General features: G+C 62.0%; 22 protein-coding genes. 4 read left to right on the top strand and 18 right to left on the bottom strand.

Annotated features, from left to right (window positions below):
• Positions 1-37: 37 nt before the first annotated feature.
• The 18 genes from secG to K5607_RS04280 form a co-directional block, all read right to left on the bottom strand.
• The gene (gene secG / locus K5607_RS04365) at positions 38-379 is read right to left on the bottom strand and encodes a preprotein translocase subunit SecG (protein WP_054772626.1); all 342 of its coding nucleotides are present in this window, start codon (positions 377-379) and stop codon (positions 38-40) included.
• Positions 380-383: 4 nt separating this feature from the next.
• Positions 384-1,136 (bottom strand): triose-phosphate isomerase, encoded by a 753-nt coding sequence (gene tpiA, locus K5607_RS04360; protein ID WP_054772625.1) that lies wholly within the window; start codon positions 1,134-1,136, stop codon positions 384-386.
• 78 nt (positions 1,137-1,214) lie between these two features.
• Complete coding sequence (gene waaA, locus K5607_RS04355) at positions 1,215-2,480, bottom strand: lipid IV(A) 3-deoxy-D-manno-octulosonic acid transferase (protein WP_221048316.1); 1,266 nt, start codon at positions 2,478-2,480, stop codon at positions 1,215-1,217.
• A 14-nt stretch (positions 2,481-2,494) separates the two neighbouring features.
• A complete protein-coding gene (gene rfaD / locus K5607_RS04350; RefSeq protein WP_054772624.1) occupies positions 2,495-3,445 on the bottom strand; it encodes an ADP-glyceromanno-heptose 6-epimerase in 951 nt (316 codons plus the stop codon).
• Positions 3,446-3,481: 36 nt separating this feature from the next.
• The gene (gene rplI / locus K5607_RS04345; RefSeq protein ID WP_054772623.1) at positions 3,482-3,928 is read right to left on the bottom strand and encodes a 50S ribosomal protein L9; all 447 of its coding nucleotides are present in this window, start codon (positions 3,926-3,928) and stop codon (positions 3,482-3,484) included.
• 59 nt (positions 3,929-3,987) lie between these two features.
• Entirely contained in the window at positions 3,988-4,899 is a 912-nt protein-coding gene (locus tag K5607_RS04340) for a hypothetical protein (protein WP_221048315.1), read from the bottom strand.
• Between the two features lie 42 nt (positions 4,900-4,941).
• Positions 4,942-5,172 carry a 30S ribosomal protein S18 gene (gene rpsR, locus K5607_RS04335; RefSeq protein WP_054772621.1) on the bottom strand — a complete coding sequence of 77 codons (231 nt, stop codon included), beginning with the start codon at positions 5,170-5,172 and terminating at the stop codon, positions 4,942-4,944.
• A gap of 26 nt (positions 5,173-5,198) precedes the next feature.
• On the bottom strand, positions 5,199-5,606 hold the full coding sequence (rpsF, locus tag K5607_RS04330) for a 30S ribosomal protein S6 (protein ID WP_054772620.1): 408 nt from the start codon (positions 5,604-5,606) through the stop codon (positions 5,199-5,201).
• 166 nt (positions 5,607-5,772) lie between these two features.
• The gene (locus tag K5607_RS04325) at positions 5,773-7,092 is read right to left on the bottom strand and encodes a flagellar hook-length control protein FliK (protein ID WP_221048314.1); all 1,320 of its coding nucleotides are present in this window, start codon (positions 7,090-7,092) and stop codon (positions 5,773-5,775) included.
• A gap of 63 nt (positions 7,093-7,155) precedes the next feature.
• Positions 7,156-7,608: a flagellar export protein FliJ gene (gene fliJ / locus K5607_RS04320; protein WP_054772617.1), complete on the bottom strand. Its 453-nt coding sequence runs from the start codon at positions 7,606-7,608 to the stop codon at positions 7,156-7,158.
• A 52-nt stretch (positions 7,609-7,660) separates the two neighbouring features.
• Positions 7,661-9,025, bottom strand: coding sequence for a flagellar protein export ATPase FliI (gene fliI / locus K5607_RS04315; RefSeq protein ID WP_425515788.1), 1,365 nt, complete (start codon positions 9,023-9,025; stop codon positions 7,661-7,663).
• A complete protein-coding gene (locus tag K5607_RS04310; RefSeq protein WP_082411310.1) occupies positions 9,022-9,771 on the bottom strand; it encodes a flagellar assembly protein FliH in 750 nt (249 codons plus the stop codon). The genes fliI and K5607_RS04310 overlap by 4 nt, the downstream gene beginning before the upstream one ends.
• On the bottom strand, positions 9,758-10,768 hold the full coding sequence (fliG, locus tag K5607_RS04305) for a flagellar motor switch protein FliG (RefSeq protein WP_054772615.1): 1,011 nt from the start codon (positions 10,766-10,768) through the stop codon (positions 9,758-9,760). The genes K5607_RS04310 and fliG overlap by 14 nt, the downstream gene beginning before the upstream one ends.
• Positions 10,761-12,347, bottom strand: coding sequence for a flagellar basal-body MS-ring/collar protein FliF (fliF, locus tag K5607_RS04300; protein WP_246598949.1), 1,587 nt, complete (start codon positions 12,345-12,347; stop codon positions 10,761-10,763). The genes fliG and fliF overlap by 8 nt, the downstream gene beginning before the upstream one ends.
• Before the next feature lie 158 nt (positions 12,348-12,505).
• Positions 12,506-12,817 carry a flagellar hook-basal body complex protein FliE gene (gene fliE / locus K5607_RS04295; protein WP_054773753.1) on the bottom strand — a complete coding sequence of 104 codons (312 nt, stop codon included), beginning with the start codon at positions 12,815-12,817 and terminating at the stop codon, positions 12,506-12,508.
• Between the two features lie 64 nt (positions 12,818-12,881).
• On the bottom strand, positions 12,882-14,249 hold the full coding sequence (locus K5607_RS04290) for a sigma-54-dependent transcriptional regulator (RefSeq protein ID WP_054773754.1): 1,368 nt from the start codon (positions 14,247-14,249) through the stop codon (positions 12,882-12,884).
• Positions 14,250-14,260: 11 nt separating this feature from the next.
• A complete protein-coding gene (locus K5607_RS04285) occupies positions 14,261-15,466 on the bottom strand; it encodes a sensor histidine kinase (RefSeq protein WP_221048312.1) in 1,206 nt (401 codons plus the stop codon).
• A gap of 14 nt (positions 15,467-15,480) precedes the next feature.
• On the bottom strand, positions 15,481-16,890 hold the full coding sequence (locus tag K5607_RS04280) for a sigma-54 dependent transcriptional regulator (protein ID WP_221048311.1): 1,410 nt from the start codon (positions 16,888-16,890) through the stop codon (positions 15,481-15,483).
• A gap of 195 nt (positions 16,891-17,085) precedes the next feature.
• Here K5607_RS04280 and K5607_RS04275 point away from each other — a divergent pair, with 195 nt between their 5' ends.
• The 4 genes from K5607_RS04275 to K5607_RS04260 all read left to right on the top strand — a co-directional run bounded on the left by K5607_RS04275 (position 17,086) and on the right by K5607_RS04260 (position 22,458).
• A complete protein-coding gene (locus tag K5607_RS04275; protein WP_221048310.1) occupies positions 17,086-18,336 on the top strand; it encodes an HlyC/CorC family transporter in 1,251 nt (416 codons plus the stop codon).
• A gap of 127 nt (positions 18,337-18,463) precedes the next feature.
• Positions 18,464-19,075 carry an FHA domain-containing protein gene (locus K5607_RS04270; RefSeq protein WP_221048309.1) on the top strand — a complete coding sequence of 204 codons (612 nt, stop codon included), beginning with the start codon at positions 18,464-18,466 and terminating at the stop codon, positions 19,073-19,075.
• A gap of 2 nt (positions 19,076-19,077) precedes the next feature.
• Positions 19,078-19,470: a PilZ domain-containing protein gene (locus tag K5607_RS04265; protein ID WP_221048308.1), complete on the top strand. Its 393-nt coding sequence runs from the start codon at positions 19,078-19,080 to the stop codon at positions 19,468-19,470.
• 24 nt (positions 19,471-19,494) lie between these two features.
• Positions 19,495-22,458 (top strand): mechanosensitive ion channel domain-containing protein, encoded by a 2,964-nt coding sequence (locus K5607_RS04260; protein WP_221048307.1) that lies wholly within the window; start codon positions 19,495-19,497, stop codon positions 22,456-22,458.
• The last annotated feature ends 30 nt before the right edge of the window (positions 22,459-22,488 follow it).

Genomic DNA, 22,488 nt, shown 5'->3' with positions numbered 1-22,488 from the left:
AGTTTGGAATAACTCCAGCGCTTCGCCTGAAGCGGGGTTACTTCCCGGTCGCCGGCTTGGCCGGTTCCGGCAAATCCTGCTTCACTTGGGGAAGATCACCGCCCTGCACCGCGGCGGGAGCGTCCATGATATCCTGCTTATTATCCTGTCTGGAGCCAAGATAGGCAAGCAGCAGACTCGTGGAAAAGAAGATTACCGCCAGCAACGACGTGGTGCGGCTCAGGAAGGACGCAGAGCCCCGCGCGCCGAAAACCGAAGCCGCCGAACCGCCGCCGAAGCCGCCCGCGCCGGCTTCGGCGCCTTTGCCTTTCTGGATGAGCACCAGGCCGACAATGGCCATGGCGATCAACACGTGAATAATGGTGATTACCTGATACATGGAGTTACCCTGCCGCGTTGCAGATGGAAATAAAAGAGTTTGCGTCCAAGGAAGCGCCGCCGATCAATCCACCGTCGATATCCGGTTTACCGAACAATTCAACGGCATTGTCCGCTTTGACGCTGCCGCCGTACAGGATACGCACCCCGGCCGCCACATTGGCGTCCTGCTTGGCGATGCGGGCACGAATATAGGCGTGGGCATCCTGAGCCTGCTCGCCGGTGGCGGTACGGCCGGTGCCGATAGCCCAAACCGGTTCGTAAGCGATGATGGCCTTCGCCAAACTGGCGACGCCGCAACGGTTGATAACGGCATCCAGCTGGGTGTCCAGCACGGCGTAGGTTTCGTCGTTTTCGCGCTGTTCCAGCGTTTCGCCCACGCACAGAATCGGCGTCACGCCGCCGGCGATGGCTTGTTCGTAGCGGGCGGCCACCAATTCGTCGGTTTCGCCGTAAACCACTCGGCGCTCGGAGTGGCCGACGATAGCGTATCCGCAGCCGAACTCGCGCAGCATGGCAGGCGATACCTCGCCGGTGTAGGCGCCTTCGGCCTTATTGGCGACGTTCTGGGAACCCAGCTGGATGGTGCTGCCGGCCAGCAGATCGGCCGCTTCCGGCAGGAAGATGAACGAGGGGCATACGGCGACATCGCAGGGCGTCTGTGCATTCAGACCGGCCTTCAAGGCCCCCAGCAGAGCGCGGACGCTGTCACGCGTACCGTTCATTTTCCAGTTACCAACTACAATCGGACGCCGCATTGTTAATGCCCTCGGTTTGAAAATAACAAAAAATAGTAACGGCTTACAGAGGCCAAATCAACGAAAGTCGTTTGGCGTTCACACAAGCCATCGTTCCAGCAATGTGATATGGCGCGCCAACGCGCCGCGATTTTGCGCCACGAACGACCGCGCCGTCTCGCCCAGAGCGGCCCGCGCAGACGCATCCCGCAACAACTGGCCGACCCGCTCGGCCAACTGGGAACCATCTTCCACCTGGATGGCGCCACGCGCCTGCAACAGCCGGCCGGCGATGTCCTTGAAATTGAACATATGCGGGCCGAACAATACCGGCACGCCCAGCGTAGCCGGTTCCAACACATTATGGCCGCCCGTGGGCGCCAGGCTGCCGCCGACAAAAGCCACGTCGGCCGTCGCGTAGAACAAATTCAGCTCCCCCAAGGTGTCCAACAGGAACACCCGGCAACCGGGGTCGCACGCCCTGGCCTCGCTGCGGCTGACATAATCGTGGCCGCGCCCCGCCAGCAGCGCTTTTACCTTAACGCACCGCTCCGGATGCCTGGGGGCCAGCACCAACAGCGCGTCCGGGAACTCCGCCAACAGTCGCTCATGGGCGGCCAACACCTGTTCTTCTTCGCCTTCATGGGTGCTGGCGGCGATCCAAACCGGCCGATCGCCCAGCAGCTCAGCCCGCAAGGCCCGCCCTTGATCCGCCAACCCCGGCGGCGATGCACGGTCGAATTTGAGATTGCCAAGGACATGCAGACGGTGCTCCGGCACGCCCAGGCTGGCGAAACGGGCCGCGTCTTCCGCCGTCTGCGCCGCCACCGCCGCCACCGCGCCCATGGTGCGCGCCATAACATTCCTTATCCGGGAATAGCCACGGCACGAACGCTCCGACAAGCGCGCGTTGACGATCGCCAGCGGAACCTGATGCGCCGCGCAAGCCGCGAACAAATTGGGCCAAATTTCGGTTTCCATGAAAACCGCCAAACGCGGGCGGTAACCGCCGAGGAAGCGCCCCAGCGCATCCGGCAAATCGTAAGGCAGATAAACGTGCTGCACGCCGTCGCCGAACAAGGCCGCCACGCGCGCCGAACCCGTGGGGGTGGTGGTGGTCACCAATATCGGCAGGTCCGGATGGCTGACGCGCCACGCCTGCACCAAAGGCGCCGCGGCTTCCGCCTCCCCCACCGAGACGGCGTGCAGCCAAACGCAGCCTTGGACCGCCGAAGAGAAATCCTGCAAGGCGAAACGTTCGCGCCAGCGCTGGCGATAGGCGGGATTGGCGCGGCCCTTCAGCCAAAGGCGAAGGATTAACAGCGGCGTCGCGAGGTAAAACAGCGCCGTATAGATCAAGCGCACGCTAACACCGCCGCTCAGGCATTCCGCGCTAGCCAGTCCATGTAGAGAGCCACGCCCTCCTCCACGGTTTTAAATGCCACATCGCAACCGGCGGCGCGCAGCGCCTCGAGGTCGGCCTCGGTGAAGCTTTGGTAGCAACCTTTCAGATGCTCGGGAAACGGGATGTACTCGATCTCTCCCCGGCCATGGTAGGCGACAACGGCGCGGGCCACGTCGTTGAAGGGCTGGCTGCGGCCGGTCCCCACGTTGAAGATGCCGTTGGCCGTCGGGTTATCCAAAAACCACAGGTTCACCGCGACCACATCGTCCACGTAGACGAAATCGCGCCGCTGCTCGCCGTCGCCATATCCGTCGCACCCCTGGAACAACCTTACCTTGCCGCTTTCCGCCAACTGATTGCGCATATGGAACGCCACACTGGCCATGGAACCCTTATGCGATTCGCGCGGCCCGTAAACGTTGAAGTAGCGCAAGCCCACCACCTGGTTGCGCAGGGACGGCCGGTGCAACCGGACGTATTGGTCGAACTGTAGTTTTGAATAACCGTAGACGTTGAGCGGGGCCTCGTTGGCGCGCTGCTCGCCGAACACCCGTCCGCCGCCGTAGACGGAGGCGCTGGAGGCGTAGATGAAGGGAATGTCGTGTTCCGCGCAGAAGTGCAACAGCTGCTTGGAGTATTCGTAGTTGTTCGCCATCATGTAGCGCCCGTCCCACTCCGTTGTCGCGGAACAGGCGCCCTGATGGAACACGGCCTGGATGCCGGGATGGCGAAAATCGCCCTGCCTCAGGCCGGCGGCGAAAACTTCCTTGTCCACGTAGTCGGCGATATCGCAGTCGACTAAGTTGCGGAACTTTCTCCCATCCTTGAGGTTATCCACCACCAACACGTCACGGCGGCCGCGCTCGTTGAGCGCCTTCACCAGATTGCTGCCGATAAAGCCGGCACCGCCGGTTACCACAATCATGGCCGCCTCCGCCGTGAGGGGTTGAGAAACGCGGAGTTATTCCGCCGCCACCTTGACAGCCAAGCTGGCCACTACGTCGCCGTGCAGGTGCACTTCGATCTGATAGTCGCCGACCTGACGAATCGGGCCGCCGGGCAGACGGATATGCTGCTTGTCCAACTCGATGCCCTGCGCCTTAGCCGCGTCGGCGATATCGCGGGTGCCCACGGAGCCGAACAGCTTGCCTTCGTCGCCAGCCTTGCTGGTGATGGTCAGGCTCAATTTGCCGATTTCCTCGGCGCGCGCCTGAGCGGCGGCCAACGCTTCGGCCGCAGCCTTTTCCAGTTCCGCTCGACGTGCTTCGAATTCGGCAATCTTGGTCGCCGTCGCCGGCACCGCCTTGCCCTGGGGAATCAGGTAGTTTCTGCCGTAACCGGCCCGCACCGCCACCTTGTCGCCCAAATTACCCAATTTGCCAACTTTTTCCAGAAGAATGACGTCCATCGCTATACCTCAACCTTTCTCGAATACTTACAAAAAAATGATTAAATGCTAAGCCCGGCCTAAGCCCCGGCCGACCGGCCCCAGCGGCGCAAATCGAGCCATACGTCCGCGAGCCCCGCCAACGCCACCGGTGCCAGTACATGCGGCACCACCAGCAAGGCGCCATACAAAACGACCAGCAAGAATCGCTTTGCCGCCAACCCGGCACAGAGGCTGTGCAGAACAGCCACGCCAGCCACGACGTAAAAGCCCAGCGCCACCGCCAACAGATTACCGGCGACTTCCGCCGCCAGGCCTTGTGCGGCCAACGCGGCAACCAGTAGGGCGATCGTCCCGAGCGCCAAAGGGCTATGCCCTCGCAACGCCAGATATTCTTGGCCGAATCCGCCGGGGTTGAACAATTGGGCCTGCCACCAACGCGCCAAAAACAGCGACGCGGTGACGCCCAACAGGCTTCCCGCAGCGACAACGCCGGTCATGTAACCCGCCAGCCAATCCAGCCGCTCGCGCAGCTGCTCCACTGAAAACCCCGGAGGCGGGTTGTCCAGCAATGGCCGCAACATGAGTTCCAGGCTGCCGCGCCAAAGGTCGGACGGCGTATCGGTAAAAACATACACACCGACAACCCCGGCGGCGGCCACGACCACGCCCGCTTCCAAAGCCAGCGCCAGATCCACCCGTTCGCGCAAAACGTAGGCCACGATCCAAGCGGGAACCCACAAAACGGCGCCGTATGAAGCGAAACTCGCCGGACTGCCGACGAAAAATCCGCCCAACAACGCGGACAGCAACGCCGAAATGCCGATGACTGTAGCGCCTTCCGCCCCCCCCAACCTGAGGGTGACCAGCGCGACGGCCGCACTGCTCAGCAAACCGACCGGCGGCAAAACCAGCGACAGGCCAAGCAGCGCCGAAACGGCACCGATGGCCTGTACCCTACCCGTTAATACGTAGGACGCTAGAAAGCGCATCTTGCGAACACGCCCGCCGCACAACCGAACGTGAGCGCGGCTCTATTTCCTGTGCGAATCGCAGAAGGCCAACAGGGACAAGAAGCGCGCGCGCTTAATGGCCGTTGCCAACTGGCGCTGATAACGTGCGCTGGTGCCGGTGATGCGGCTGGGCACGATTTTCCCGGTTTCGCTGACAAACTCCCTCAGCATTTCGATGTCTTTGTAATCGATTTCTTTCACGCCTTCGGCGGTGAAACGGCAATATTTCTTCTTTCTGAACTGACGCGCCATTGTGCTATACCTCGTGAACTTGACGGTTAGGCGGATTGCTCGGCTGCTGCCGGCTCGCTCGCTTCGCTGCTTTCCGCTGCCGATTCGGCGTCGGCCGCTTCGGAAGCGCCGGAGTATTCGCCCCGAGCCAGCGGCGACGGCTCGGTGATCGCTTCTTCGCGGCGAACGGTCAGGTTGCGCAAGATGGCGTCGTTGAAACGGAAGCCGCTTTCAAGCTCTTCCAAGGTTTTCTGATCGCACTCGATGTTCATCAACACATAATGCGCTTTGTGCATTTTGTTGATGGGATAAGCCAACTGGCGGCGGCCCCAGTCTTCCAGGCGGTGAATACGGCCCGAAGCGCCCTCGATGATGGTGCGGTAACGATCCACCATGGCCGGTACCTGGGCGCTCTGATCCGGATGGACCAGAAAGACGATTTCGTAATGTCGCATGATTGCTCCTTTCGGTTTTTGTCAGTCTCCCGATGCCTCGGTAAGACAAGGAGTTGAAGGAAGTCGGGAATTCTAACGTTTAAACATAGGTTTAAGCAAATCCGCAAATAAAACGAAAGGCCGGGAGCAAATCGCCCCCGGCCTCATCGCCGATGCCGGTATGGGATTAGGCGTACAGACTCAGCACTCCGCTGCTGGTACGAACCACCCGTTGCGGATCGACAAGCGCGGCGTCATCCGAATCTCCGTCTTGCCGCGATAGGGAAAAAGACGGCTGTTGCGGATTTTGCGAGCGGCTTTCGTCCCGCTGGGCGGATTGTTGCTGCGACGGCTGATTGGAGACATTGACGTCCGCCAGGTTGACCTGCTGGCCGCCCATCATTTCCCGCAAGCGCGGAACCGCCGCTTCGATCGCCTCGCGCACCGCGGCGTGTTCGGAAACGAATTGAATGCTGGCCTGCTGGTCGTGATTCATGGTGATACGCACTTCCACCGGCCCCAGGTGCGGCGGATTCAAGTGGATCGACGCGGAATCCATCGACTTACCCGTCATCCAAACGATGCGATCGCCGAACTCCTGGTGCCATCCCTGCTCCCCGACGGGCGTCGCAACCGGCGGCGGCGCGACAGGAGCGGAGCCCCTGAAATCGGGCGGGCTAGGCAGGTTGATGCCTCCTCCCGCCGCCACGGAAGCCAACGTATTGGCGAAGGCCTCTCCTCGCCCCCCCACCAGAACCTCGGTGTCGCGCGTCATATCCGCCAACGCCTCGGGACCCACCGGCCCAGGCGCCCGTTTCGCCGCGGAAGCCTCCAGGGACTCCATCAAAACGCCGGACTGGGGCGTATGCGCTTGTTGCGCCGCGCCTCGAATGACGGCGCCTTGCAAAGCCAAGGCCGCTGCATCGGCATGCTCTGCGCCACCTCCCGTCGCTGCCGGTGGCGGAGATAACGGTTGCGGCGGCGGTGGCGGAACGACCATTACGACGGGCATAGGTATCGACGCCTGCCCATCCACCACTGCGGGCGCAGCTTGATCCTGCTTGCCCGGCGCCGCCGCCGATGGGCCGTCCGTCGAAGCGTTTTCGGCCGCGCACTCCCGCGCGCCACAGCCCTGCGCCCCATTCAGCAACACCGCGACCCCTTCCGGCAATTCCGTACCGACGGCAGCCCCGTCAACCGGCAAATTCTTGCCGCCCTCCGGGGGATTCGTCCCTTTGCCGGACTGCAAAGCGGCCAGTGCGGCCTTCAACGCATCCATCGCGCCCCCTCCTTCGGGCTTGTCGCCCGCGGGAGCGTTTTTCAACATGGCCTGCAAATCCGTCGGCAATGCCTCCTGCTGACCGCCGGTCAAATTTTGCAGCTGGGCCAACAACTGCTGAAGAAACAGCAAGGGGTTGCTCTGCGCATCGCCCGTGGCGGCCCCCGCTCCCTCCGCATTCTGCGTCAGCGGAATACCGGCACTGAAATTGATGTTTTCTAGCCCCATGGCTCGCACTCCAACGTTATGCATCCCAAACCAGGGTTTGCAATTGCGATGCCAATATGTGAATCAATCCGCAAACGAAGTCTTGCGCGCCGCCTTGCGCGCCGAGCGCTCGTCGGACTCCGCCTGCTCCTGCTTGGACGCCAACGCCTGTTCCTCGCGATTGGCCTGCTGCACGAGCTTGGCGACGCCTTCCAGGTGCTGACGCGCCTGATCCCACGCACGACGGCAAACCTCGAGCATTTCCTCGGCTTGCCGCAAGGATGAGGCCTGCTCTTCAATGGCGTTGTTGATCTTGGCCAGGAAGGCTCGGTACTCCATCAATTGCTTGACGGTGAACCCTTCCTCGCCGGCACTTTGGTAACGGGCGTGATAGTTGTCGAGAAATCCTCGCAAGCTATCCGCGCCCTGACTGGCGGCTTGAACTTTTTTTAATTGCTGGGCGAAAAGCTGGGCGGCCTCCCGCTCCTTCTTTTCCGCCAACTCGAGAATCGGCGCCAAGCGCCGGGAACGGTTCATCGCCAATTATCCGGCCCGCTTCGAGAAACATTCCCGCACGAAGGAGCAACCGTCACGCGGCACCGGGGAACAGCGCCGACAACTGCTGCAAGCTGGTTTTAAAATCGACGGCCTCGTCCATGCCTTGTTGCAAAAAGTCGGCAATGGGCCGGTGCATGGCGATAGCCTCGTCAATACGCGGATCCGACCCTCGTTGATAAGCGCCGATACTGATCAGATCGCGATTTTGCCGATAAGTGGAGTTTGTGCGCCGCAATTGCCGAGCCAATTCCAAATGCCCCGGATCGGCGATATCGGTCATCACGCGGCTGATGGAGGCCTCCACGTCGATGGCAGGATAATGGCCCGCCTCGGCCAGATCGCGGGACAACACGATATGTCCGTCCAAAATACCCCGGGCGGCGTCGGCCACAGGATCGTTGGTGTCGTCGCCCTCCGTCAACACGGTATAAAAAGCGGTGATCGATCCTTCGCCATGGTCGCCATTACCGGCCCTCTCCACCAATCCCGGCAGCTTGGCGAACACCGAGGGGGGATAACCCTTGGTCGCCGGCGGTTCGTCGATGGCCAAGGCTATTTCTCGCTGCGCTTGCGCAAACCGCGTGAGAGAATCCACCAGCAGCAACACGTCCAGCCCCTGATCGCGGAAATACTCCGCCACGCTGGTAGCCACCATGGCGCCGTGCACCCGCATGAGAGGGGGATAGTCCGCCGGAGTCGCCACGACCACGGCGCGGCGCAGCCCCTCCTCGCCGAGGATTTTTTGCACGAATTCGTTTACTTCGCGGCCACGCTCGCCGATGAGCCCCACCACCACCACATCGGCCTTGGTGTATTTGGTCATCATGCCCAGCAGAATACTTTTGCCCACGCCGGTGCCGGCGAACAGGCCGATACGCTGCCCCTTGCCGATGGTCAGGAGAGCGTTGATCGCCCGGATACCTACATCCAAAGGCGCGCGAATCGGCGCGCGCGCCAACGGGTTGATGGGAGTACCGATGAGGGAGCGGAATTGCTCGACACCTAAACCCCCCTTGCCGTCCAAGGGATAGCCCGCGCCGTCGATGACGCGTCCCAGCAACTGCACACCGACCCCCACGCTGCAGGTTCGACCACTGGGAATCACCCGACAATCGGGCTCCAAGCCCTGTATTTCGCCCGTGGGCATGAGGAATAGCCGTTCGTTGGAGAACCCCACCACTTCGGCTTCGATCTGCTTGCCGTCGGAACTTTCCACCAAACAACGGCTCCCCACGGCGGCGCGGCAGCCGACCGCCTCCAGCGTCAGGCCAACCATGCGCACCAGGCGGCCTTCCACCTGCCAAGGCTGCGGAACGTTTAGCCGTTCGCGATAAGCGCGCAATCGCTCCGCCCAGCGCGCCCCCCCATGAACCGGAGCGGCGGCCGCGTCGCTCACGCGGGAGACTCCCGGTCATCGCCCAGCACCTTGGCGATGGCTTGCGCCAAACGGCTTTCCACCGTGGCATCCACCACGGAAAACTCGCTGGTGACGCGGCAACCGCCGCGCGTGATAAGCGGATCGTCCACAATTTTCCATTGTGCGCCGCCATCGGCCAACGACAGCGCCGACCTCGCCAACTCGCCGTCCTCCGGATGCAAAAGCAGCGAGATATCGCGGGATGCCGACGGCAACGCGCCCACCGCCGAGCGGATGGTCGCAACGATCTGTCCAGGCTCGGTTTTCAACTCCCGGCGCACCACCTGCTTGGCAATGGCGATGGCCAACAATACCAGCTCCCCCTCCACCTGCTCGTCCAAGTCGGCCAAGGGCTGGTCCAGGGAGGACAGCAGTTGCTGCAAGCGCTCTCCGGCCTCCTTCTGCAACGCCTGCAACTCGGCCTCGCCGGCCGCCCGCCCCTCTTCGTAGCCTTTCTGGTAACCCTCTTCGTGGCCCTTTTGGCTGCCTTCCTCGTAGCCCTTTTGCTGGCCGTCGCGATAACCGTCCTGACGCCCCTGCTCGGCAGCCTCCTCATAGGCCTGTTTTTGGATGGCTTCCACCGCCTCGGCGGTAATCGAAGGAGGATGCTCCATTTCATCATCCTCCACCCGCGCTTCCAGCCGCTGCGACAAACCGATATCGGGAAGCTGCCACAGAGTGGCGTTTTGCAGTTCCTCGGGACTAAACGCTCTAGAGATAGACATCGCCGCCACCGCCGCCTAAGCTGATTTCCCCGGCATCGGCCATGCGTCTGGCGATGGCCAGGATTTCTTTCTGAGCCGCCTCCACGTCGCTGAGCTTGGCAGGGGCCGCCACTTCGAGGTCGTCCCGCAGCATTTCCGCCGCGCGCCGCGACATATTGCGGAAAACTTTTTCCTTGAGCGCCTCGTCCGCTCCCTTGAGGGCCATCAAGAGGTTCTCGGTGGTCACTTCGCGCAGCAACGTCTGGATGCCGCGATCGTCCACGTCGATCAAGTCTTCGAAAATGAACATCTTGTCCTGGATCTGCTCGCCCACTTCGGCGTCGATTTCCATGACCTGCTCCATGATCGCCGTCTCGTTGGTGCCGTCCATATAGTTGAGGATGTTCGCCACCGCCTCGATGCCGCCCACCGCCGACTGCTTGGACTGAGCGCTGCCGCTCAACTGGGCGGCCATGATCTTGTTCAACTCCCGCAAGGCGGCGGGTTGCACGCCTTCCAAAGTCGCGATGCGCATGACGATGTCCGCGCGCATTTTTTCCGGCAAAGCGGCCAGCACCAGCGCGGCCTGGTCGGCTTCCAACAAGCAAATGACGATGGCGATGATCTGCGGATGCTCCAGGCGAATCAGGTCGGCGATGCTGCGCGCATCCATCCACTTCAACTGATCCAAACCCGCGCTATCCGCACCGCTGAGAATGCGATCGATAACGTTGCTGGCCTTTTCCTGGCCCAGCGCCTTGGTCAATGCGCCTTTGACGAACTCGCCGGTATCCATGCCCAGCGAGGTGTTGCCGCGCACGCCCATGATGAAGCTTTTCATCACGTCATCCAGCGTGTCGCGGGTAATGTTGTACAGGCCGCTGACGGCGCTGCCGACCAGCTGCACTTCCTTCGGCGTGAGCACTTTCAGCACTTCAGCGGCATAATCCTGCCCCAAAGCCAACAACAATATGGCCGACCGGTCTACGCCATTGAGCTTGCTGCCTTCTTCAGCCATCGGATGCCAACCATGTCTTGATTAATTGAGCCACTCGCTTGGGATCTTCTTCCACCATCTTCTTGGCGAAATCCAAGCGCATCTTGTAATCCGCTTCCGACCCCAGCAAGGTCTGTAAATCCTCGCCTTTTTGCTCCGTCAAGGTCAGCTGGTCCTCCGCCAACTGTTCTTCCAGAGCGCCGACTTCGACCGTCTCCGCCGGAGCGCCCTTCACCATCAACTTGAGCATAGGACGCAGGAAGCCGAACACAATAGCCAGCAACACCAACGCCGCCAGCACCTGCCGCGCCAACGGCCAGAACCAGGGGCGATCCCACAGGTCGACAGCCGGCTCGGCCTCTTCCATGACCTCGCGGAAGGCCGCGTTGGTCACCGTCACCCGATCGTTGCGGGTCGCATCGAAACCGACCGCCTCCTTCACCAGATCGGTGAAGCGAGCCAACTCTTCCTCAGAATAAGGCTTGCTGACCACCGTGCCGTCTTCCTGCAGCACCTTGCGGTTATCCAATACCACCGCCGCACTCACACGGCGCAAACCGCCCAACCCCACTTTGGTGTGGCTGACGGTGCGGTCCAACTCGAAATTGCGCGTGGCGCTGCGGCTTGAGTTGATTTTCTCGGTAACCGCTTGCCCGGCTTGGCCGGTCGCCACCTCCGGCGCGGTGCCGGCGGCCGGCGGCTGGTTGGTCAAAGCGCCCGGCACGCCCTGGGCGCCGGCGCCGCGGTTTTGATCCTCGGAAGTCTGCTCGCTGCGCAGCGCGGGGGCTTCCGGATTGTACATTTCTTGCGTGCGCTCGGTAACGCTGAAGTCGATATCGGCGCTCACCTGGGTACGCAAGCTCTCCCCGCCCACCACCGGGCTGAGAATATTGGTGATGCGTCCCATCAGGTGCTCTTCGACCTGTTTTTTATAGTCGAACTGTTTGCCGGTGAGCGACAGTTCGCCGGAACGCTCCTTGGAATTGAGCAGGTGGCCTTCTTGATCGACCACCGTCACCTGTTCCGGTTCCAACTGGGCAACGCTGGACGCCACCAGGTAAACGATGGCCTCCACCTGATCCTTGGCCAGTTCATGACCGGAACTCAGGCGCACGACTACCGAGGCGCTGGGTTTTTTCTTTTCGCGGACGAATACGGTTTCCTTGGGCAGCGCCAAGTGGACGCGGGCGGATTTGACGTGCTGCAGGGTGGCGATGGAGCGAGCGATTTCCCCTTCCAGGGCGCGCTGATACCGAGCGGTTTCCATCATCTGGCTGGTGCCGAAGCCACGCTCCTGGTCCATCAGCTCGAAACCCTGGGTTCCGTCCTTGGGCATGCCCTGGGCGGCCAGCTTCAAACGGACTTCGTGCAGCCGGTCGGACGGAACCTGCAGGCTGCCGGTGCGGGAGTCTACCTTGTGGGGGATATTGAGCTTGGTCAGCGCATCCATCACCTCGCCCACTTCCTTATCCGGCAGGCTGCTGAACAATACGCTGTAATCGGAAGACTGGGACCACAACACTACGGCCACGGCAAGCGCTATGGCCAAGGCAACGCCGCCGAGGACGGCGATTTGCTGGTTGCGCGGCAGCAGGGCCAAGCCCTTAAAAAATGCCGGCCGCGTTCCCGCCGCGCCGGCATCGTCTAAAGCGGCAGGCGCAGCGGCACCTGCCGCCGCACGTGTCGCCAGCCCCTGATTGTCTGTTCCGCCGGCTTCCATGGATCAGGCTGTCATTCGATTAGATGGCCTCATCCCGCTCATATGGACATATTCATCACGTCCTTATAAGCATCCACCAATTTGTTGCGTACCTGCACCATGCCCTGGAACGACACATTGGCCTTCTGCAAAGACACCATGACTTCAGCTAAGCTGGCATCGGTCTGGCCTGCCTCGAAAGATTCGGCCAGCTTTCCCGCCTGCTGCTGCACTTCGTTGACCTGATCGACGGACTGCTTCAACAGCGCCGAAAAATCGACACCGTTGCCGGCTTCCGCCGCCGGCCCGCTGGCTTGGTCGCGCAATACGCGCATTTGCGCCAGCACTTGGTCGATACTCATATTGCTCATTGCTGTATCCTCGTCACACCATCCTCATGCAGCCATCTTTATCTTAGCAAGATCGATGCCGCAACTAAACCGGCACTGAAACACCCGCTTCGCGAAGGCGGGCGATCTTGTAACGCAAGGTACGCTCGCTGAGGCCCAGACGCTCGGCCGTGGCTTTGCGGCTGCCGCATTCTTCCTTCAAGACGTCCAGAATGATCTTTTCCTCAAGGGAACGCAAGCCGCTTTCCAAGGGGGAGGCGCTGTCCGCAGCCGGCGCGGGCGCTGGCGCGAACGCCTCTCCACCGCCGCCCGACAGCAAGGGATGCTCGAATACGATAGCGGCGGCGCCGATCCGTCCCCCTTCCTGCAGAATAATGGCCCGTTGCATCACGTTTTCAAGTTCCCGCACGTTACCCGGCCAATGATAAGCGGTCAAACGTTGCCGCGCTTCGTCGTCCAAGACCGGCAATGTTTTGCCGCTTTTCCAATGACGCTGCAATAATCCGACCGCGAGCGGCAAAATATCGCCGCGTCGCTCGCGCAAGGGCGGCAGGGTCAGAGGAAAGACGTTAAGGCGATAATACAAATCTTCACGGAAATCGCCCTTGGACACCTGCTCCGTCAAGGTCCGGTTGGTGGTCGCCAGCACTCTCACATCCAAGGCCATGGGCTTGCGCGCCCCCAAACGCTCCACTTCCTTTTCCTGCAATACGCGCAGGAGCTTGGCCTGCAAAGCCAGAGGCATCTCCGTGATTTCGTCCAGCAACAGCGTGCCGCCCTGAGCCTGCTCGAACTTGCCCGGCGTGGATTGATGGGCGCCGGTGAAAGCGCCTTTCTCGTAGCCGAATAATATGGCTTCCAGCATGTTTTCCGGAATAGCCGCGCAATTGATGGCGATAAACGGCTTATCGCGCCGCGCCGACGCCTCGTGTATGTAGCGAGCCAAAACTTCCTTTCCTGTCCCGCTTTCGCCCTGGATCAACACCGTGGCGTCGCTGGCCGCCACTTTGGCCGCCAAGGCGAACAGCTGTTTCATGGCTACGTCTTCAACCACCCGCGTCATCGCGCCGCCTTCGTCCTCGTCCAACGGCTCGGCGATATAGCGCGCCACCTGCTCCAGCAACACGCCGGCCTCGAAGGGCTTGACCAAATAATTGCAAGCGCCGCCCTGCATGGCCTGCACCGCTTTTTCGATCGTGCCGTAGGCGGTCATCAACAGAACCGGGATATGCCCGTAACGGCTATGCATATGCTCCAAGAGCGCAAAGCCGTCCATTTGATCCATTTGCACGTCGCTCAGCACCAGTCGCACTTCGTTCTGCGCCAACTGGGCCAAGGCGTCCACGCCATTGACGGCGCAGGCCACGCTATAGCCGGCCAACTCCAGGGTATCGCACAAAGCCTCGCGCAAAGAGGCGTCGTCTTCCACCAGTAAAATATCGGTTCCCGCCATGGTTCTCACGCTCAATCGGGTAAATCGTTGGCCGAAATCCCCGCCGGCAGTGGCGTGGGTTCGGTCACCAGGGGCAAATCAATGTGAAAGGCCGTTCCCTGCCCAAGCTTGGTTTCGCACAACACGGTGCCGCCATGGGCGCGCACCACGCTCTCCACTACCGCCAACCCCAAGCCCGTTCCGCTGGTGCGCGTAGTATAAAAAGGTTGAAACACCCGCTGCCGCACTTCTTCGCTCATGCCCGGCCCGTCGTCGATCACGCTGATGCGCACCGAAGCCGCCGCCGGACGGCTCAGCCGCAACGTCACCGTACCGGCCTCGCCCATGGCCTCCACGGCGTTGGACATCAAGTTGGTCAACGCGCCCAGGAAAGCATCTTCACTAATATAGAGTTCCGGGCAAGCGGCGTCTTCCGCGACTTTAAATTCCACCCGGCGATTCTTCACCAGCGCCTCCATGGCATGCACCGCCCGATCCAGCACCCCCCGTACCGCCACCTTTTCCATGGTATAGCGGCCGGCGCGGGCGAAAACCAGCATATCGTTCACTTGGCGTTCCAAATGGCGCAAGCGCTCCAGCAGCTTTTCCGAGAAACGTTCGCGCTGCGGCAGGGGCAACTCTCCGCCCAGGTGAGAGGCATACAACACCGCCGCCGCCAACGGCGTGCGAATTTGGTGGGCCATGCCGGCCAACATCTCGCCCATAGCGGTCAAGCGCTGCTGCTGCTCCACCAATCCCTGCAAGGCATGCATTTCCGACACGTCGGTCAGCAGTATGATTTGCCCCGGCTCATCGCCCAAGGAACTGGAGGAAAAACTGACGTAACGGCCGTTGGCCAGCCGTCGCTGATGGGGATTGCCGGCTCCCACCGCCAAAACCTCGGCCAACACCTCGCTCCAGGGGCGGTGCAACGGCGCGGTGCCCAACAACTCCGACGCGCCTCGATTGCATTCGGCCACCAGGCCTTCGCCATCCAGCACCACCACGCCGCCGGGCAAAGCCTCCAACAGGCGTTGCAGGCGGTTGGCCAGCACCTCTTTTTCCATCAAGGTTTGCAGCCGTTCGCTGCGAGCCGCGGCCAGCTCCTCGGTCAACCCCACCACCTTGCTTTCCAGTTCCTGGTAGGACTGGGCCAAGGCCTGCGACATCTCGTTGAACAGCTGGAAAGCGTCTTCCAGCTTGGCCGCTTCGGACGAGGGCGCCTTATCGAACTCCATCGAACCCGCCGCTGTCACGCTTCGTCACCGCGCAAACCGTATTTACGCAATTTTTCCACCAACGTGGTGCGGCGCATGCGCAACATATTGGCGGCGTGAGCCACCACGCCGCGGCACTCGTCCAAGGCTTGCTGGATCAGCTGCGACTCCAAGCTGCTCAAATGCTCCTTCAAATCCATGCCGTCTTTGGGCAAACCGACCATCGCCAAGCCGAACGGCTGCATATCCGACCGCCCCATCGCCGAAGGAAACGCCTCCACGGGCCGAGGCCGGGGACGGCCGCTGTACTGCTGGAACTTGTCGGGCAAATCGTCCACGTCCACCGTGCCCTCGGGATAAAGTATCGCCAAGCGTTCCACCAAATTGGCCAGCTCGCGCACATTGCCCGGCCAATGATGCTGCTGCAGCACCCCCATGGCCGCCGGCGTGAACCGCACGGAACCGCGCCGTTCGTTTTCGATGCGCCGCACCAGCTCGTCCACCAATAGCGGCAAATCTTCCACCCTCTCGCGCAAAGGCGGTATTTCTATGGGAAAGACGTTGAGGCGGTAGAACAAATCCTCGCGGAAGCGGTTCTGACGGATCTCGTCTTCCAAGTTGCGGTGCGTGGCGGCCACCACGCGCACGTCGCACTGGATAGTCTTGTTGCTGCCGACCCGCTCGAAGCTGCGCTCCTGCAACACGCGCAACAGCTTTACCTGCATGGACAGGGGCATATCCCCTATTTCATCCAGGAACAACGTGCCGCCGTCGGCCAACTCGAAGCGGCCTTGGCGCGACGTCAGCGCGCCGGTGAACGCGCCTTTTTCGTGACCGAACAACTCGCTTTCCAGCAAGTCGCCGGGAATCGCGCCGCAGTTGACCGGCACGAACAGGCGTTCCCGGCGCGGCGAATTGTAATGCAAGGCACGGGCGACCACCTCCTTGCCCGTGCCCGACTCGCCCAGAACCAGCACCGTGGCATCGGTGCCGGCCACCTGCTCCACCAAACGGCGGACGCGGCGGATGGCGGGCGTTTCCCCTCCCACCAGCCAGCGGCCCAAATCCGGCGCGCTTCGCGCGCCCCGCTCATCGGCGGACTTGAACACGCGCTGCAACAGATCGGCTAAGACGGAGTGAGTGGTAGGCCAGTCGAGAAAATGGGAAACGGCGAGATTTCCCGGCGGCGCGGCCGCTGCGTCCCGGGTCCTGACCATGACCAAGGGCGCTTTCGTCCCCATGCCGGTGAACGCGCCCACCAGCGATTCCGGCGCGCTGCCCGGCGTCAGAAACGCGACGGACGGCGCTTCGTCGGCGCAAGCATCGGCCAAGGCGCGCAAATCGCCCGCCACCGCCACGGCGTGTTCCATGAACTCCAGCACCGCGCGCAATTCGCGCTGCAGTGCCGTGTCTTCTCCGATTAACAGTATGCGTTGCGCGGCCATGCTTTTATCCAAAAATTTTCTTGGTCGCCAGTCGGTTACACGCGATATTAAACGTGATTGTGAAGAAATGTCAAAATTATGGCGCGCCATTCGCCGTCTGCCCGCTACCGGGCCGAATCCCCCTATCGCCTTGACATTCAAAGTCTTGCGCCGTAGAACACGTGACCAAGTCCACACCATGGAGATTTGGCCTCCTTGAACGAAATCCCTTCCGCCCTGCTGCTTTCCGCGCTCTTTGCCTTATTGTTGCTGTCGGCTTTCTTCGCCGGCGCGGAGACCGCGCTGATGACGCTGAACCGCTACCGCCTGCAGCACTTGGCCAAGGAGAAACACCCCGGAGCCCTCAGATCGCAGAAGCTATTGCAGCGTCCGGACCGGTTGATCGGCTTTATCTTATTGGGCAACATCTTCGCCAACATCTTGGCGTCGTCCCTCACCACCATCCTAGCCTTGCGCTGGTTCGGCGAAAGCGGCGTGGCGCCGGCCGCCGGCGCGCTCACCCTCGTCGTGCTGATTTTTTCCGAAGTGGCCCCCAAAACGATGGCCGCCCTGCACCCGGAAAAACTCGCCTTTCCGGCCTCCTGGCTGATCCTGCCCCTGCTCAAGCTGTGCTATCCCATGGTGTGGGTGGTGAACGCCATCGCCAACTTTCTGCTGCGCATTTTCGGCTTCCGGCCGGAAGCCGGCGCCCACTCCCCGCTCAGCAAGGAAGAGTTGCGCACCGTGGTGGCGGAGGCCGGCGCCATGATCCCGGAGCGCTACCAAAATATGCTGCTGGGCATCCTCGACCTGGAAACCGCCACGGTGGAAGACATCATGGTGCCGCGCAATCAAATCGTCGGCATCGACCTGGAAGACTCCATCGAGGCCATCCAGGCGCAGATCGTCGCCAGCCGCTACACGCGGCTGCCGGTCTACCAGAAAAGCATCGACAAAGTCACCGGCATCCTGCACCTGCGCAAGGCGCTGATCGCCATGAAGCAAGGGGCCTTCGACAAGGGCATGCTGAAAAAGCAAACCGAAGCGGTCACCTTCGTGCCGGAAAACACCCCTTTACACCGTTTGCTGATCAACTTCCGCCGCGACAACCGCCGCATCGGCCTGGTGGTGGACGAATACGGCGACGTGCGCGGCCTGGTGACCCTGTCGGATTTGCTGGAAGAAATCATCGGCGAATTCACCACCGACCCGCAGGATATCCAGAAACAGCGCGACGGCAGTTTCCTGGTGCATGCCGGCGTGACGGTGCGCGAGCTGAACCGGGTCGCCGGCTACTCGCTGCCCACGGAAGGACCGAAAACCCTCAACGGCTTAATCATCGAGTATCTGGAAACCATTCCCGCGCCCGGCGTCAGCCTCAAGCTGTTCGGACATCAGGTGGAAATCACCCATATGGAAGGCAACGCCGTTAAGCAAGTGCGGCTATCGGCGCCCCTGGAGACCTGACAAACCGGCGCGTCCCCCGAAAAGGACACGCCGGCCACCCTTCCTCTATACTTGGACCCTTGCAGACAGCCGGCGCCAAACGAAAAACCGCGACGAAGCGGAACACACCAAGGCTTCTTGAAACATCATGGCAACACTCACCCTTATTCATAAAGGCCGCGTCCAGGGTTCGCACCAGTTCAGCAGCGGCACCGTCACCATCGGCAGCGATCCCTCCAACGACATCGTCCTCGCCGCCAGCGACATCGCTCCGCTGCACGCGGCGTTGCAGTTCGGACCAGGCACCAGCGTGTTGCGGCAAGGCGACGGCAGTTTCCCCGTCACGGTCAACGACCAACCGGCGCGAGAACACCGCCTCAAGGACGGCGACCGCATCGGCATCGGCGGTTACATGCTGTTTTACGTGGAGGACGCCGCCGCCGAAACCGCCCCACCGGCGGGCGGCGCCAGCGGCCAAGGGACCAGCGCCGACGGTGAAGCCTTCCTGCAATGGATGTCCGGCGACCACATCGGGCGCGTCACGCCCTTGCGCAACTCCCTCACCCGCCTGGGCAAACCCGGCCAAGACGGCGCCGCCGTGGTCGCCAAACGCCAGGGCGGCTATTTTTTCAGCGCCATCGACCAGGACGGCGTGGTCAAAATCAACGGCCGTCCGGTGGGGGAACACACCATCCAGCTCAACCACGGCGACTTGCTGGAAATCGGCCAGCAGAAACTGCAATTTTTTCGGGAATCCTGACCATGGCCAAGCAGCACAGCGACGACAAGCGCGGCTTCCATCGCATCGTCTACCATGCCGACGCCTTCGCATACGGCGGCACCGCGTTCACGCCCTGCAAAGTGGCGGACATTTCGCTTAAAGGCTGCCTGGTCGAGCTGCCGGAGGAATGGCTGGCCAAGGCGCAGACCGTGGACCGCGTCGAAATCCTGTTGGCCGGCGGCCTGTCCATCAACATGCAGGTTTCGCTCACCCATACCCAGGACGCCATGGCCGGCTACCGCTGCGACCACATTGACCTGGACAGCGTGACCACGCTGCGCCGCATGATCGAGCTCAACCTGGGCGACAGCGATTTGCTGGACCGCGACATCAAAGCCCTGGTGCACCCCTCGCCCCCCGCCCGAAAAACCTAAGCCTTAGCCCGCCCCGCCCCGCCCATGTCCAAAGCTCGCCTGTGCAGCCTCTGCTGCTTGCTGTTCCTGTTGCTGCCGTGCGTTTTATCCGCCGCCCCGCCGGCGGCAAAAGCCGACTTGGTGGAATCGCGCCGCCACGACCTGGAGGAACAGCAAAGCGTCGTCGCCCGCCTGCAAGCGGAAGTGGATAAAAAGCGCGGCGACCTGCAAAAGCTGCGCGACCAAGACGACGCCTCGCCAACCACCATCAACGCCGCCATGGTGGAAGAAGCCCGCGTGGAAAAAGAGGGCGCAGAAATCGAGCTGCAATCCATCGGCCTGGATACCCTGGCGTCGCAGAACCACCAAAACGACCTCACCGCCGCGGTAGAGCAGCTGCATCGCAAAATCAAGGAAATGCGCGGCTCCAAGTCGCCGGCGGTGGAACAGCAACTGGCGGAAAAGCAAAGCCTGCTGGAGCTGGAAAGCGTCCAGCAAAACCTGCTCGACCAGCGCACCCAGTTGATCAAGGAAAAGCTGCAGCTGGCCAAGGACTATTGGAGCCTGCTGAGCGAACGCTACGAAATCGTCCAATCGAGCCAACGCGAAGAAGCCTTGGCCGACCTGGAAAAGCACCTGAAACAAGAAACCGACCGCTTGCAGTCCCTGTCGGCGCAGCTCAACGAGCGTTTGAGCGAGATCGAGAGCAACCGCCCCGAGGCGGAGGTCGACAAAAGCCTGCTGCAAACCCAGATCAAGGAGGCGGAGGAATCCAGTTACCTGCTGAAAATGCAGTTACAGGCAGAGAAGTCGGCCTATACCCTGAAGCAGTTGGACACGGCGCTCCGCGACAAGGAACTGGAAACCGCCAGGCTGGCGGCCATCGTCGCCGAAGCGGACCAAATCCACGAGGAGCTGCAGGCGGCGGTGGGCCTAACGCAAAGCAAGGCGGCAATACTGCAGCAAACCCTGGAAGTAAAGCAAAAACGCCAACCCACCGGCGCGGCGGCGCAACAGAAACTGCGCCGCGAACAGCAAATCATCGCCAACCTCATCGACCAATTCGGCCGCCAACTGGGCGCCCTGCAGCGGGTCACGGAACAAGCGGGCAAAGTGTCCGAGGCGGCCCATCAAGCCCACCTGGAAAACGTCAAAAAGGGCCTGACGGCGCGCCACCAGCTGCCCAGCGAGCTGTTCGAATGGAAAGCGCTGGCGCAGGAGATACTCTCCATGCCGCAAACCCTGGCCGAAGGCGTCCTGCGAGCCGCCGGCCAATACTGGGGGGCGTTTGTCCAGGCCAGCCCTTCCCTGTGGGCCGAATTGCTGGGGCTGGAAGCCTTGTGGCTGCTGTTGTGGCGCCAAATGGCGCGGCTGCCGCCGCTGCAAGCCATCGCCCAATCGCGGCGCAGCGCCAGTTTCTCCGAAACCGCCGTGGACGTTGCCCTGGCGCTGCTGCGCGACAACCGCTGGGGCTTGCTGTTTTGCGGACTCATTTTGCTGGCCGGCTGGGCCGTCGAAGTGGAATTCCGCACCCTGCTGCTGCTGGGCCTGATCTGCGCATTGTGGTTCGGCGCGCGCCTATCCCTGGGCTTGGCCCGTTGGGTGCTGCTTTCGCCGCTGGTGGCGCGGGCCGACTGGAAACAGCACATCTACCGCATCGCCGTGTGGTTCGTGGTGCTCAGCGCCCTGCTGGCGCTGTTCCTCGTGCTCGGTCAAATGGACATCATCACCGGCGAACTCGGCGCCCTGGCGGAACGCGCCTTCATGCTGTTCATCGCCTGCTCCTTTCTCGCCGCCCTGCGCATCAGGCCCCGGGTGCTGGTCTGGCTGGAACAGCACATGGCCTCGCGCCGCTGGTTCAAAATCACCCGGCTGGCCGGCTTCCTGTTTCTCGCTTTCATGCTGGGCGCCTCGGTGCTGGGCGTGGCCGGCTACCTCAACCTGGCCTGGGCCATGGCCGCCCACTTGGCCTGGGTGCTGCTGGTCGTCATGGGCTGGTACATGGTGCGCGGCGTCTTGCACGACTTGATCAAGCTGCTGAAAAACCAGGCGTTCCAGCACTCGGCCCAAGGCGCGCTGTGGGCCCAGGACATCATCGACCCCCTGCACCAGCTGGCGCGCCTGCTGCTGGCCGTGGCCGCCGCCGCCGTGCTGTTCCGCATTTTCGGCTGGGACACCGAATCGCCCATCGTCCTGGCCATCGCCCAGGCATTGACCTATCCCCTGTTCAACATCGGCGACCAAAGCTTCGACGCGACGCGCCTGCTGCTCACCGCCCTCTTCGTCGCGGTGCTGCTGAGTTCCACCCGCTGGGTCCGCAAATTCAGCTTCCGCTGGCTCTACGCCCGCATCGCCGACATCGGCCTGCGCAACAGCCTGGCCGCCTTCACCCAGTACGCCTATTTCCTGATCGGACTGCTTATCGCCCTGAAAACCCTGGGGCTGGACCTGACCAGCCTGGCGATATTCACCGGCGCCGTGGGCGTCGGCATCGGCCTGGGGTTGCAAAGCATCGCCAACAACTTCATCAGCGGCATCATCCTGCTGATCGAACGCCCCCTGCGCACCAAGGACATCGTCACCGTGGCCGGCGTGGAAGGGGAAGTGAAATACCTGGGCGTACGCGCGGTAACGGTAAAAACCGGCGACAACCAGGAAGTCATCATTCCCAACGCCGACATCGTCGGCCACCCGCTCATCAACTGGACCCGCAGCGACCGGGTGCTCCGCACCACCTTCGCCGTCGCGGTCAGCTACCACGACGACCCGCACCGGGCGCGGGACATCATCCACGCCACGGTCGACCAGCACCCCGCCGTGCTCAAGACGCCGGCGGCCACCGTTTGGCTCAACGAATTCGCCGCCAACGGCATCAGCTTCCAAGTGCAGTACTTCGTCAATATCGAAGAAAACGGCCGCGCCGAAGTGAAATCCCAACTGCTGCTGGCCATCTGGGACGCCCTGAACGCCGCCGGCATGACCATCCCGGCGCCGGCGATAAAGAACTAACCGGGAACAGCACTCCCATTCCGCGCAACG

Source organism: Methylogaea oryzae (genome assembly GCF_019669985.1).
GTDB classification, from domain to species: domain Bacteria; phylum Pseudomonadota; class Gammaproteobacteria; order Methylococcales; family Methylococcaceae; genus Methylogaea; species Methylogaea oryzae.
The sequence above is the reverse complement of the archived record's forward strand: the minus strand, read 5'-3'. Positions and strand labels throughout refer to the sequence as shown.

What these genes read in the sequence shown, in the direction of transcription:
- secG (WP_054772626.1), bottom strand. Translation starts at nt 379, where the DNA reads ATGTATCAGGTAATCACCATTATTCACGTGTTGATCGCCATGGCCATT.
- tpiA (WP_054772625.1), bottom strand. Translation starts at nt 1,136, where the DNA reads ATGCGGCGTCCGATTGTAGTTGGTAACTGGAAAATGAACGGTACGCGT.
- rfaD (WP_054772624.1), bottom strand. Translation starts at nt 3,445, where the DNA reads ATGATTGTGGTAACCGGCGGTGCCGGCTTTATCGGCAGCAATCTGGTG.
- rplI (WP_054772623.1), bottom strand. Translation starts at nt 3,928, where the DNA reads ATGGACGTCATTCTTCTGGAAAAAGTTGGCAAATTGGGTAATTTGGGC.
- K5607_RS04340 (WP_221048315.1), bottom strand. Translation starts at nt 4,899, where the DNA reads ATGCGCTTTCTAGCGTCCTACGTATTAACGGGTAGGGTACAGGCCATC.
- rpsR (WP_054772621.1), bottom strand. Translation starts at nt 5,172, where the DNA reads ATGGCGCGTCAGTTCAGAAAGAAGAAATATTGCCGTTTCACCGCCGAA.
- rpsF (WP_054772620.1), bottom strand. Translation starts at nt 5,606, where the DNA reads ATGCGACATTACGAAATCGTCTTTCTGGTCCATCCGGATCAGAGCGCC.
- K5607_RS04325 (WP_221048314.1), bottom strand. Translation starts at nt 7,092, where the DNA reads ATGGGGCTAGAAAACATCAATTTCAGTGCCGGTATTCCGCTGACGCAG.
- fliJ (WP_054772617.1), bottom strand. Translation starts at nt 7,608, where the DNA reads ATGAACCGTTCCCGGCGCTTGGCGCCGATTCTCGAGTTGGCGGAAAAG.
- K5607_RS04310 (WP_082411310.1), bottom strand. Translation starts at nt 9,771, where the DNA reads ATGTCTATCTCTAGAGCGTTTAGTCCCGAGGAACTGCAAAACGCCACT.
- fliG (WP_054772615.1), bottom strand. Translation starts at nt 10,768, where the DNA reads ATGGCTGAAGAAGGCAGCAAGCTCAATGGCGTAGACCGGTCGGCCATA.
- fliE (WP_054773753.1), bottom strand. Translation starts at nt 12,817, where the DNA reads ATGAGCAATATGAGTATCGACCAAGTGCTGGCGCAAATGCGCGTATTG.
- K5607_RS04290 (WP_054773754.1), bottom strand. Translation starts at nt 14,249, where the DNA reads ATGGCGGGAACCGATATTTTACTGGTGGAAGACGACGCCTCTTTGCGC.
- K5607_RS04285 (WP_221048312.1), bottom strand. Translation starts at nt 15,466, where the DNA reads ATGGAGTTCGATAAGGCGCCCTCGTCCGAAGCGGCCAAGCTGGAAGAC.
- K5607_RS04280 (WP_221048311.1), bottom strand. Translation starts at nt 16,890, where the DNA reads ATGGCCGCGCAACGCATACTGTTAATCGGAGAAGACACGGCACTGCAG.
- K5607_RS04270 (WP_221048309.1), top strand. Translation starts at nt 18,464, where the DNA reads ATGGCAACACTCACCCTTATTCATAAAGGCCGCGTCCAGGGTTCGCAC.
- K5607_RS04265 (WP_221048308.1), top strand. Translation starts at nt 19,078, where the DNA reads ATGGCCAAGCAGCACAGCGACGACAAGCGCGGCTTCCATCGCATCGTC.
- K5607_RS04260 (WP_221048307.1), top strand. Translation starts at nt 19,495, where the DNA reads ATGTCCAAAGCTCGCCTGTGCAGCCTCTGCTGCTTGCTGTTCCTGTTG.